The organism is Acinetobacter sp. AOR41_HL (genome assembly GCF_027854645.1).
Classification (GTDB): Bacteria; Pseudomonadota; Gammaproteobacteria; order Pseudomonadales; family Moraxellaceae; genus Acinetobacter; species Acinetobacter nosocomialis.
The window spans coordinates 151,990-163,874 of record NZ_JAKTHZ010000037.1; the positions used below are offsets into that span (position 1 = coordinate 151,990).

The 11,885-nt window shown below is 36.5% G+C and carries 11 protein-coding genes; 4 read left to right on the forward strand and 7 right to left on the reverse strand.

Translation table 11 applies throughout. The features are described from left to right. Positions 1–255 precede the first annotated feature (255 nt). Entirely contained in the window at positions 256–2,358 is a 2,103-nt protein-coding gene (gene paaZ, locus MKL35_RS14825) for a phenylacetic acid degradation bifunctional protein PaaZ (RefSeq protein WP_151676728.1), read from the forward strand. Positions 2,359–2,402: 44 nt separating this feature from the next. On the opposite strand, the gene MKL35_RS14830 is transcribed toward paaZ, so the two are convergent. From MKL35_RS14830 to MKL35_RS14845, 4 genes are all read right to left on the reverse strand, one after another. Further along, a complete protein-coding gene (locus MKL35_RS14830; RefSeq protein ID WP_151676729.1) occupies positions 2,403–3,782 on the reverse strand; it encodes an L-serine ammonia-lyase in 1,380 nt (459 codons plus the stop codon). A gap of 559 nt (positions 3,783–4,341) precedes the next feature. Beyond that, on the reverse strand, positions 4,342–4,776 hold the full coding sequence (locus MKL35_RS14835; protein ID WP_004709519.1) for an I78 family peptidase inhibitor: 435 nt from the start codon (positions 4,774–4,776) through the stop codon (positions 4,342–4,344). 160 nt (positions 4,777–4,936) lie between these two features. Further along, complete coding sequence (gene soxR / locus MKL35_RS14840; protein ID WP_002048264.1) at positions 4,937–5,389, reverse strand: redox-sensitive transcriptional activator SoxR; 453 nt, start codon at positions 5,387–5,389, stop codon at positions 4,937–4,939. Positions 5,390–5,600: 211 nt separating this feature from the next. Next, positions 5,601–5,888, reverse strand: a complete 288-nt coding sequence (locus MKL35_RS14845) for a hypothetical protein (protein WP_016804812.1) — start codon at positions 5,886–5,888, stop codon at positions 5,601–5,603. A 424-nt stretch (positions 5,889–6,312) separates the two neighbouring features. Here MKL35_RS14845 and MKL35_RS14850 point away from each other — a divergent pair, with 424 nt between their 5' ends. After that, entirely contained in the window at positions 6,313–6,972 is a 660-nt protein-coding gene (locus MKL35_RS14850; protein ID WP_080593625.1) for an epoxyqueuosine reductase QueH, read from the forward strand. Between the two features lie 315 nt (positions 6,973–7,287). After that, on the forward strand, positions 7,288–7,746 hold the full coding sequence (locus MKL35_RS14855) for a GNAT family N-acetyltransferase (RefSeq protein WP_004887804.1): 459 nt from the start codon (positions 7,288–7,290) through the stop codon (positions 7,744–7,746). A 66-nt stretch (positions 7,747–7,812) separates the two neighbouring features. On the opposite strand, the gene MKL35_RS14860 is transcribed toward MKL35_RS14855, so the two are convergent. The 3 genes from MKL35_RS14860 to MKL35_RS14870 all read right to left on the reverse strand — a co-directional run bounded on the left by MKL35_RS14860 (position 7,813) and on the right by MKL35_RS14870 (position 10,767). After that, positions 7,813–8,970, reverse strand: coding sequence for a winged helix-turn-helix domain-containing protein (locus MKL35_RS14860; RefSeq protein WP_151676661.1), 1,158 nt, complete (start codon positions 8,968–8,970; stop codon positions 7,813–7,815). 130 nt (positions 8,971–9,100) lie between these two features. Next, entirely contained in the window at positions 9,101–10,282 is a 1,182-nt protein-coding gene (locus tag MKL35_RS14865) for a cyanate transporter (protein WP_032012154.1), read from the reverse strand. After that, entirely contained in the window at positions 10,282–10,767 is a 486-nt protein-coding gene (locus MKL35_RS14870; RefSeq protein WP_371508313.1) for a nucleoside deaminase, read from the reverse strand. Before MKL35_RS14870 ends, MKL35_RS14865 begins: the two co-directional genes overlap by 1 nt. A 265-nt stretch (positions 10,768–11,032) precedes the next feature. On the opposite strand from MKL35_RS14870, the gene MKL35_RS14875 reads away from it, so the two are divergent. Continuing rightward, the gene (locus tag MKL35_RS14875) at positions 11,033–11,884 is read left to right on the forward strand and encodes a LysR family transcriptional regulator (protein ID WP_032012153.1); all 852 of its coding nucleotides are present in this window, start codon (positions 11,033–11,035) and stop codon (positions 11,882–11,884) included. Position 11,885 lies beyond the last annotated feature (1 nt).

The window sequence follows — 11,885 nt, forward strand, 5'->3', positions numbered from 1 at the left end:
CCTGTAGGTATCACCCTTAAATCTATTTTTCGATACACAAAAAACAAAGTCAACTAATTTTTTAGTATCAAATTAAATCCATAACAACAAAACAATACAACCTATTGAAATTAATAAAATTAAGTTAAATGTAAAAAACTTTTTTACTTTTAAAAATCAAAATAAAGTTGACTTTTATACAAATTAATCTGAAATTATGAATCATATTTTTGCAATTTTTATAATTGATGTATCAAATAAAAAAGGAGTTTGGTCATGCTTGAACAAGCACACCTAGAAGGAACCTCAACTGACACAGATTTTCAGCAGTCTGAACAGCAACTGCCTCATCTTGCTTCTTATGTCTACGGAACATGGCATTCGTCTGACGAAGAATTACGTACCGTTTATCATGCCATTACAGGTGAATCGATTTATGCCGTAAGTAGTCATGGCATAGATATGAAACGTGTTGTTCAATATGCCAAACAGAATGGTTCAGAACTGGCTAACTGGACGTTTCACCAACGTGCCAATGCGTTAAAACAAATTGCCCAACATTTACTTGAACGTAAGGAAGACTTCTACAAACTTGCTTATGCCACAGGCGCAACTCGTAAAGATGCGTGGATTGATATTGAAGGTGGGATCCAGACATTATTTGCTTATTCAAGTCTGGTTCGTCGTGAACTCAATGACGAAAAAATTATTACTGAAGATAGCTGGATTCAATTATCTAAAAATGGAACTTTTGGTGCTAAACACATTTTAAGTCCTAAAGCAGGTGTTGCCGTTCACATCAACGCATTTAACTTCCCAATTTGGGGAATGCTTGAAAAGATTGCACCAACTTTACTTGCAGGTGTGCCATGTATTGTTAAACCTGCAACCGATGGCTCTCAATTAACTCAAGCTGTTGTCAAAGCCATTGAAGAAGCACGTGTATTACCAAAAGGCTCGCTACAACTGATTTGCGGTCAGACTTATGACCTATTAGAGCATTTAGGCCCACAAGACTGTGTGACATTTACAGGTTCTGCTTACACCGGCCAAAAACTACGTAACCACCCTCACCTCAATAAATATTCGATTCCATTTAGCATGGAAGCCGACTCGGTAAACAGTGCAATTTTAAGCCCTGAGGCAAATGAAGAAACTGTCGATTTATTTGTACGTGAAATCTTCCGTGAAATGACCACAAAAGCAGGCCAAAAATGTACTGCCATTCGCCGCGCTTTCGTTCCTGCAAATTTGTTAGCGACTGTACAAGAAAAGCTAACTGCCAAACTTGCTAAAGTTGTAGTGGGTGACCCTCAAAAAGAAGAAACCACCATGGGTGCTTTAGCGAGCATAAAACAAAAACATGACGTTGCAGAAAAAGTTGCTGAACTCAGCAAAGACGCAAAAATTGTTTTTGGTGGCAACGATAGCTTTACATTTAATGCAGATCATCCTGAAAAAGGTGCTTTTTTCGCTCCAACTTTATTGGTGTGCGAACAGCCTTTACAAGCAACGAATGTTCATACCACAGAAGCTTTCGGACCGGTATGTACACTCATGCCATATCAAAACATTGAAGAACTCGCTGACCTTGTTTCACGTGGTGAAGGTAGCTTAGTGGCTTCTGTCGTTAAAAATAATGATGAGAATATTGAGCAGATTATTCAAAAAATTGCGCCTTGGCATGGGCGTGTGCATGTACTTGATGCAGAGTCAGCAAAAGAAAGTACAGGACATGGTTCACCACTTCCACATTTAGTACACGGCGGACCTGGTCGTGCAGGTGGCGGTGAAGAGTTAGGTGGTATTCGTGCCGTTAAACATTATATGCAGCGCACTGCAATTCAAGGCTCTCCAAACAGCCTGACGCAAATTACCCACTCATGGACTGCTGGCTCAAAAGTTAACGAAGACCGTGTACATCCATTTAAAAAGTCTTTTGACGAGTTAGTGATTGGTGAACGTTTATTAACGGCGCGCCGTACAGTCACCGAAGCAGATATTGTCAATTTCGCGTGTTTAAGTGGTGACTACTTCTATGCACATACTGATAAAATCGCAGCAGCCGAGTCTTTCTTTGGTGAGCGCGTTGCACACGGCTACTTTATTGTGTCTGCCGCAGCAGGTCTATTTGTAGATGCCGCACAAGGTCCTGTGATTGCCAACTACGGTATGGACAACTTACGCTTTGTTGAACCGGTTAAAATTGGTGACTCAATCCAAGTTGAACTCACCTGTAAACAAAAAACACCTAAACCACAAAAAGACCCTTCTCAGCCTGCGCATGGCGTTGTGGTATGGGATATTAAAGTCAAAAACCAACGCGGTGAACTTGTCGCAACTTACGACATTTTAACTTTAGTTGCTCGCGAGGCTTAATGTTTAAAATGAGATGGGGTCACCTCGTCCCCATCTCATTTTTTTTAACACTCAATGGCGTTAACAGCGAGACCACCTTTTGAAGTCTCTTTATATTTCTCTGACATATCTCTGCCCGTCTCCTTCATAGTCTGAATCACTTTATCTAGGGTGACAAAGTGTTCATCGTCATCATGAAGTGCCATTTGGGCTGCATTAATCGCTTTTACGGCCGCAATTGCATTTCGTTCAATGCAAGGCACCTGAACCAAACCACCAATCGGGTCACACGTTAAACCCAAGTTATGTTCAAGCCCAATTTCAGCCGCATGTTCCACTTGCTCAGGTGATGCACCTAAAATCTCGGCTAAACCTGCCGAAGCCATCGCACATGCCGAGCCGACTTCGCCCTGACACCCTACTTCTGCACCAGAAATAGAAGCATTGAGTTTACATAAAATGCCGACGGCTGCCGCACTTAAAAAGAAACGAACCACTTTATCTTCAGAAAAATCTTTAGAGAAAGTCACGTAGTAATATAAAACTGCCGGAATAATCCCTGCGGCCCCATTTGTAGGTGCCGTCACTACTCGGCCGCCCGCAGCATTTTCTTCATTTACCGCTAAGGCAAATAAATTGACCCATTCCATGGCATGAAAAGTCGTCACAATTAGGTTTGAATTTTTCTTATTTAATAACTTATCGTGAATTTTCTTGGCCCGACGTTTTACGTTTAATCCGCCCGGTAATATTCCTTCATTAATTAATCCGTTGTGAATGCACTGCTGCATCACTTTCCAGATTTCCATAATCTTGCTACGAATCTCAGTTTCACTACGCCAGCTTTTTTCATTTTCAAGCATTAACTCGCTCACTGATAAATGATGAGTCTTACATAAGCTTAAAAGTTCAGCCGCACTGTGAAATGGATATGGAACCTTAACATCGTTAGTTTCAGTTTGGGTGTGTGCTAATTGTCTTTGGCTAACAATAAAGCCACCACCTACCGAATAGTAAGTTTCTGCATATAAAATTTCTTGAGCCTCGTTATACGCAATTAACTCCATTGCATTGGGGTGATAAGGCAAAGATTCATCTAAAAAAAGCACATCATGCTTATAGTCAAAAGAAATAGTCTTTTGCTGATTAAGCTGGATGGCTTTATTTTCAAGAACATCTTCAATCAAGCTTGTACTTAATTGAGTATCGATATGTTCAGGATCAAAACCCATTAAACCTAACAGAACAGCCTTATCTGTCGCATGACCGACACCGGTTGCCGACAGCGAACCGTATAACTTCACCTGAACTCTAACCGTTGCTTGTAAATCGTTTTGCTTCAATAAATCATCCACAAAACTGTATGCCGCACGCATTGGTCCAACTGTATGGGAGCTAGATGGGCCGATGCCAATTTTAAAAAGATCAAATACACTAATAAACACGTGGTCCTACCTTCGATTCATTATTATTCGTATGTTCGTCATTATTGTGTCCTTTCGGATAGCTCTAAAATTATCATTAAGCCAAGTACAAATCACGAATAACTATTGGGTAGTCGCATAAAAAGACAACGGTTGAATCTTCTCTCTAAACTAATTGCTACACAATCACAGATTTTGAAGCTTTTAATTTTGTCGTAGACGTTTTGAAAAATTCTTAAATTAATTTAGTACATCAATTTGTATAAATAACAAACAGCACATATTAGCCATTAGTCGCACTTCCCTATTTTTACTCATTTTTACTGGTAAAGTGCTTTACATGGTTTGATACAACCTACTTAACTCAGATGCATAATTCACCTGTTACCTGCATCTGAAGTTTTTCTGCCTCTAGTCCGCTAGGGGCTTTTTTTTGTAATAGATAAAAACTGCTATATCAGCTTCATAAGCATAGCGAAAAGCAATATCCTCTCTTCCATTCTTCTTAAACTAAAAGAATAAAAGCCCATCTTTTGACAGGCTTTCTTATTCAGTCTTCTATCAATTTTTAGTTAAAAAATTAACCGCAGTTCGCGTTGGTAATTTTTTTAGTTGCTGGATCAATGGTAACAGTTACTCGGTTTGAACGGTAATCCATCGTCATTGGCTGACCAGGAGCTACTTTACGTACAATTTCTGACTTCGTTTTTTGCTTAATTTGGTCATCAGTTAAGCCAGATAACCCCACTAATTTTTGAGCTTCTTCTGCTACGCAGTTAGCTTGGTTATCACGGAATAATTTCCACTCTTCGACCACTTGACCATTTGGCAGATGACAATATCCAACCTGACCATTTGTTTCATTTCTAATTTCTAATTTTCCGCCTTGTTCAACACAATATTGACTTGCCGGATTTGGTGAACCAATTTTTGGTGGAGTTAATTCTTTATGCTGTACTGCTGAACAAGCCGTTAACGAAACAAGCGCTAATCCAAGAAAGATAGTTTTTTTCATAAATTTTACTTCTTACTAAAAAAACTAAAGATATCAAAAAAATTCATGTTTTATATAAACTGTTTACAATAAAAAACCTTCATAGAGAGTAACTTATAAAATAATTAATTATTCCAAGCGGTACATTATTAGCAATAGAATCAATTAACAAATTTGTGCACTATGATCTTTCTAAAATACGTGCCCCAACGCCTTCTTGTCCCAATACATCATTTGGATTTCTTAGTGGACATTGTTCTAATGACAAGCACCCACAACCTATACACCAATCCATTTCATCTCTAAGTCGCGTAAGTTTTTGAATACGATCATCCAAACTTTTCCGCCAATCAAGAGATAACTCTTTCCATTGCTGTGCAGTTAATTTAGACCCCATCGGATACTTACTTAAAGCTTGTTTAATTTCATCTAATGGAATCCCAACTTTTTGGGCAATTTTAATGATCGCAATGTAACGCAACACCACTAAAGTAAAACGACGTTGATTACCATTGGTTCTTATACTTTTAATTAAACCTTTAGACTCGTAAAAATGAAGCGTTGAAACTGCAACACCACTGCGTTTTGCAACTTCACCTACAGTCAACAAACGGCTTTGATTCGTTTCAGTCATTTCTATTAATCACAACTTTAGTTGAGGTTTTATAAAAGGATGCTTAAACTTTGTCAAATAAGACAATTTAATTTTAACAGTTCAAGCATTTAGAATATTTATCTAATTTTTAAACTACTAGAATGAAGTAAGAATATATATCCAAAAACGAACAAAAAACAATCAAACCTTTTAAATTAATACTTCAGGTCAGGCCATATAAAACAAAATGCTATGGTCTATTTTCACAGCCACAAACCCAAAACATATTGTAAACAAATGGCATAGGTGCGCCGAGTGGATAGACTTTAGCTTCTTCTATTTTATATGTCTTTTTTCTCGATTCGATATGTAAAATATTATCACAGCGTGCAATCACTGTTCCTTTTTTATATAGCTTTTTTCTTTCATTTTTTGCATCAAATTTATATACCAAAAAGTAAACTTTTTCCCCTACCTCTATATTTGAATGATTAACCATAATGTAACCATTACAATACTTACATTGCCAATCGTCCATATCTTAAAATATCACATACTCAAATTAAAAAAATAGAATAACTGTTTTAGTATAAATTTAATAAAAATATAAATCTAAAAAAATATTTAAAATTAAAAAATAATACTTATTTGTGACGTTTATCACACTAATTGGCTGTCAAATTATAAAAAATAAATATATAAAAGACAAATAGTTAACAGAATATAAAATAATTATCATTTTCAATTAGATCAAATATTTTAAAATCAAACTTAATACTTATAAAATTACATAAACATAATATTTATATTATTATATAAAATAAAAAATAATTTAAATTATTTTTTAAGAACTATATTAAAATCAATAATTAAATATTTTTCATCTTGAATTGAAAAAAATTCACTCCTATATTTATTTAAAAAACTTAGAATATATAGAAATATATCTTGATTTTTTCCTTATGACTACTCAGAGACAAAAACTTGAACTTCCTTTAGGACATAATAAATTATTACTTCATTCATGTTGTGCTCCCTGTTCTGGAGAAGTCATGGAAGCATTAATTGAGTCCAATATAGACTTTTCTATATTCTTTTATAATCCTAATATCCATCCAGTGAAAGAATATCTCATTCGTAAAGAGGAAAATATTCGATTTGCAGAGAAACATAATATTCCGTTTATTGATGCAGATTATGACACAGACAATTGGTTTGCTCGTGCTAAAGGAATGGAAAATGAACCTGAACGTGGTATTCGATGTACCATGTGTTTTGATATGCGCTTTGAACGTACTGCTTTATATGCTTATGAACATGGTTTTAGCTTAATCAGTAGTTCTTTAGGCATTTCAAGATGGAAAAATATGGCACAAATCAACGATTGCGGGATTCGCGCTGCTTCACACTATCCAGAAATCCAGTACTGGGACTACAACTGGCGAAAAAATGGTGGCTCTAGCCGTATGATTGAAATTAGTAAGCGTGAAGAATTCTATCAGCAAGAATATTGTGGTTGTGTCTATTCTTTACGTGATACAAATCGCTGGCGTATGAGTAATGGCCGAGATCGTATTAAACTTGGTGTTAAGTTTTATAGTAATGCTATGGAAGAAGATTAAAAATCTCTCTAGCTATTTAAAAATAAATAAGTTAATTATATTTATTTCATTTTCTAAATTTTTAACCTTAAATAAAAAGAGCCACATCTGGAGAATGTGGCTAAAAGGTGTACTTAGACGAGCTTTGATGTTTTTATAATAATTAAGTTAGCTTAAAATAATATTAATAAAAATTTTTTATTTTAAAAAGTCATAAAAATAAGCAATTTCTTTTCTCATTAGATTTATTGTGTTAGTTTTTAATACTTTAATGTTTCTATAAACTATTTATATCCAACATATAATTTCATCAATCAGTCAGAATGAAGTGTAATTATGATTCAAAATGAAATAATCAAAGTCTCGCCAGTTCAACAACAAGACTATACTCAATGGTTAGAATATTGGGTTGCCTATCAAAATTTCTATCAGGTCAATTTACCCCTCCATATCACAAAAATGACTTGGGATCGTTTTTTCGATGAAAAAGAACCCATTTATTGTGCTGTTGCCAAAAATAAACAAGGTATCTTAGGTTTTGTCACTTATATGTTTCATCGGTCTACTTGGGCAGAAAATAACTACTGTTATTTAGAAGATCTGTATGTATCACCTGAAGTTCGTGGACGACACATTGGTAAACAACTTATTGAGTATGTCCAGAAGCAAGCCACCCAACATAGCTGTGAACGTTTATATTGGCATACTCAAGAAAGCAATCAAAAAGCACAAAAACTCTACGACTGGATTGCACAAAAGCCCGGCATTATTCAATATCGTATGTCTTTAACCTAACAAGTAAAAACACCAAAAGCCTTAATTCTTTTGGTGTTTTATTTTTAAATCTAGAATAATGTTTATTTAATTCTTGCTGCGAATAAGCTTACTTACTTTATCATTAACAGTTAAACATTGGTTAAATGCTGCGAAAAGTTTGAGTTCTTGCTCTAACTCGAAAAAGAAATGCTCTTTATCTTTCACTGTTTTTTCTAAATGTAAGCTAATTACCTCTAACTCTTTCACACTCCGATGCGCTTTACAGTCAATTCGGCCGACCAACTCATCTTGATAGAGAATAGGTAAACAGAAATATCCAAATACCCGTTTGGCTGCTGGTACATAGCATTCGATCCGATAATCAAATTCGAATAAAGAAGTTAAGCGGTCACGATGAATAAGCGAGTTATCAAATGGTGAAAGTATTTTTAAACCAAATTCACTATCCACTTTTTGCTCTATTGCTGCTACATCTACATATAGGGTTTGACCGTCAGCAAGTTTAACCGCTGATACAATACCAGCATCAACCTGCTCTTTGAGCACAACACGCATAGCATCTTTTAAATCATTTTTCTTTAAATGAACTAATTGTTTCCATGTAAATGCCCCATGTGCTCGAAGCGTATTAGTAAATAAATACTGCGCATATTCGTAAAGCGTAGACATTGTTAAATCAATATTTTCAGGCAAGCAACGCTCTGTCAAATCATAGACTTTTTCCATACCGTTACGCTCACAAATCATCAGATCGCCTTGCATATATAACTGCTCAAAAGCACGGCGTCCCGGACCTGTATTCCACCAATTCCCTAAACTTTTTTTATTTTTCTTGTCAATATCACGTAATCGAATTTTACCTTCAGCACGAACACGCGCCAATATTTCATTCATCAGGTGTTGATCACCTCTATTGAAATAACGGCTTTCCCCTTTCTTAACCGACATCATGGCAGGTAAAGCATAGCGATAATCTTTCATAGGCAGATAAGACGCCGCATGATACCAATATTCGAAAATCTGACGTTCGCGAACCAAACTATTTAAATGGCTTAACTCATAGTCACGCACTCGGTTCCATAATATATGGTGATGAGCACGCTCAACCACAGAGATGGTATCAATTTGCACATATCCTAAATGTTCAATCGCCTGTAAGGTTCCATCTACTCCTGTCGCAAATGGACTATTTTTTCCTAAGCCTTGTTTCAGTAAGGCAATTTTTTTCAAAGTAGATGTCATAAAAATCAAATATTGTTGTATTCATTTCAAATCTAAAAATTTCAGAATCATCCTATCACTATTCTTTAATCTTCTTTGCAACTAAATCGTATTTCTTTAGATATGTAATATTCTCTACTCACATAAAAATTTATAGGCGAATTTTGCGATAACTTTTAGGTGCTAGTCTTATTACTAAAACTATCACCAGTATCACACTACATATATGAAAAATCCATCCCGCTTTATAACTCCCTGTAAAGTCGTGTAATGCTGCGACTAGCCAAGGTGGTATTGCTGCAAGTAAAAAACCACCACCTTGCATAAGTGCAGATAAAGCTCCTGCATTGCTAGGTTCTTCAAAATGGTCAAGTGCAACAATAAGTGTTAGAGCAAAACAGCCTCCCAAGCCAATCCCTAAACAAATTGCCCATAAAATAGATGCAAACTCGGGCACAAATGCAAGTCCAGAAAAACCAGCAAATTGCATGAATAGAGTAAACCATAGCCATGGACGGCGATCTTTATATTGTCTAGCTAAAATAGGCAAAATCAGTGCCGATGCTGCTTGGCTTAAAGCAAGTAAAGCGAGCAATTTTCCACTTTGTCCACTACTCCAACCATGATCTTGAAAAGAAGGTGCTAACCAAGCAACAACCGAAGAATAACCACCATTAACAAGCCCAAAACACAGCATTAATAACCATGTTCTAGGTTTCTTAAGCAACGTCTTTACAGGTGCTGCAGATACATTCAAACTTACGATAGAGGGTAAAAAAATAAATGTTGAGATTAATGCCAATACAGCTGGTAGAGCAAAGAAAGCCAATCCCACAGGCCATAAACCCATTATATTTGAGACCACAGGCGCTAACCATGCGCCTAATGCACCGCCCCCCATAAGCATAGCGGAATAAAGTCCCATCATCGGACCAATATGTTGACTAAACTCTCTTTTGATAATGCCTGGAAAAGCTGCTTGTATCAGCGCGACGCCTAAACCGATCACAACCGCACTGATAATTAAACCCTCAGCTGTAGGAAATAAAAATCTAAGGCCACATCCAATACAAATAGTCAGTAAAGCACCCAAAACAACTCTGCGCTCGCCAACTATGCTTTGTACGATTGGACCAATAAATGCAATGACTCCCATTAACATCATCGGCAATAAAGTGAGTAAAGCTATTCCTTGTAGACTCAACCCAGTGCCTGCTCGGATACTGGAGACTAATGGACCAATGCTTGTCATAAAAGGTCTTAAATTGAGTCCAACCAAGGCGACTGTAACGATAAGCATGGATCGAGCAAAAGAAGCTCCAGACTGATTCATTACTTTAGGCCTGACTGATTGCTTTGATAATTCTTCCACAGTACGTAAAGATCGGTACGGCCTTCAAATCGAACAGGTACATATTCAATTTTCATAGACTGCTCAGCAAAGGGTTTTGCAAGATCAGCATATATTTCAGTTGTAGATAAACCAAAAGGTTTTCCGTCTTCATTAGAATAAGCATAATGAACTGTTTTTATACCTGCTAAACGCATTGCGGCCATACACATAGGACATGGATGCCCACTTGCAAACACAGAACAACCTTCTAAATTTGCAGTTCCTAGAACTTGGCTAGCTGCACGAATTGCAAGTAATTCAGCATGAGCCGTCGGGTCATTGGTTGTTAAAATCTGATTTACGCCAGAAGCAATTACTTTCCCATCTTTTACAATTACTGCTCCAAATGGTCTGCCGCCTTTTTCAACATTGTGATAAGCAAGTTCTAACGCTTGGCGTAAAAACATTTGATTTTCTTTCAACATTTATCCTCAACCAACTTTGCGCCGACTAAAAGAAGTAACTTTCAATTTCACAGTATTCACTTGAATGTACATGCTGTAGCAACAATCCAATTATCTAGATAAGAAACTTAGGTATGAAAAACTCTAAGTAAGCTTTAAGAGCAGAACAATTTGGAACTAGAATAAATGTGCTTAAAAGTATTTGGAAATTAAATTATTTAATCGATTGTATTAAGATTATAAATACTTATTTATTATGCTTTTTGCATTGTTGGTGATAATTCTTATGTTTGACCCTCGTCTTCTTCGTGCATTTGTGACTATTTTTGAAAGTGGCAGTTTTACCATCGCTGCTGATAAGTTACATCTGACACAATCAACGATTAGTCAGCAATTGGCACGTCTTGAAGAATCTGTTGGTCATACTCTCATTGATCGTACATCACGACCTTTACAATTGACTGCCTCAGGTGAATATTTAATTGGTTATGCTCAAAGAATTTTGACACTTCAACAAGAAGCAGAAGCTGTTTTAAAAGATCCAGCAGGTAGTATTCCTATTCGGATTGGCTTACCAGAAGATATGATGAGTACTGCTATGGCAGAAGTTTTTGGCATGTTCGCGCAAGCCCATCGGTCTATTCGCTTAGATGTTACTTCTGGCCTAAGCCGTAACCTAACAGAGCGTTATCAAAATGGTGAACTGGATATTGTTATTGTGAAAGAGCCTACTGCCAGTGCTGATTGCTATGCATCTTTTCCTGAAGAAATGGCTTGGTTTGAAAGTGAAAATAGGATTACACCCATAACCGATCCCATTCGTTTAGTGACTTTCCCCCAAGGAGGACTTTATCGAGACGAAATGTTTGAAACCTTAGAGCGAGAACGGAAACGTTGGTATATTGCTTTTACAGGCAGTAGTTTAGAAAGTGTTTTAGTCAGTGTCGAAACAGGTTTGGGAATATCTTTACTTCCTGTAAGTACTACTAAAGGTCGTCGTGTACGTAAATATAGGTCGTTAGGTGAAGCTTCACCTATGGTAGTTTCAATTTACACATGGGAAAAAGCTGGGTTGATTTCCCAGCTTGCTGATAAGATGACTACTGTATTGCAGGATCGTTTCGAATCACTCTCTTAAG

Bases quoted from the DNA above. Each gene is read 5' to 3' on its own strand.
- MKL35_RS14860 (WP_151676661.1), bottom strand. From the start codon at position 8,970: ATGACATCTACTTTGAAAAAAATTGCCTTACTGAAACAAGGCTTAGGA.
- MKL35_RS14845 (WP_016804812.1), bottom strand. From the start codon at position 5,888: ATGGACGATTGGCAATGTAAGTATTGTAATGGTTACATTATGGTTAAT.
- MKL35_RS14835 (WP_004709519.1), bottom strand. From the start codon at position 4,776: ATGAAAAAAACTATCTTTCTTGGATTAGCGCTTGTTTCGTTAACGGCT.
- MKL35_RS14865 (WP_032012154.1), bottom strand. From the start codon at position 10,282: ATGAATCAGTCTGGAGCTTCTTTTGCTCGATCCATGCTTATCGTTACA.
- soxR (WP_002048264.1), bottom strand. From the start codon at position 5,389: ATGACTGAAACGAATCAAAGCCGTTTGTTGACTGTAGGTGAAGTTGCA.
- MKL35_RS14875 (WP_032012153.1), top strand. From the start codon at position 11,033: ATGTTTGACCCTCGTCTTCTTCGTGCATTTGTGACTATTTTTGAAAGT.
- MKL35_RS14850 (WP_080593625.1), top strand. From the start codon at position 6,313: ATGACTACTCAGAGACAAAAACTTGAACTTCCTTTAGGACATAATAAA.
- MKL35_RS14870 (WP_371508313.1), bottom strand. From the start codon at position 10,767: ATGTTGAAAGAAAATCAAATGTTTTTACGCCAAGCGTTAGAACTTGCT.
- paaZ (WP_151676728.1), top strand. From the start codon at position 256: ATGCTTGAACAAGCACACCTAGAAGGAACCTCAACTGACACAGATTTT.
- MKL35_RS14855 (WP_004887804.1), top strand. From the start codon at position 7,288: ATGATTCAAAATGAAATAATCAAAGTCTCGCCAGTTCAACAACAAGAC.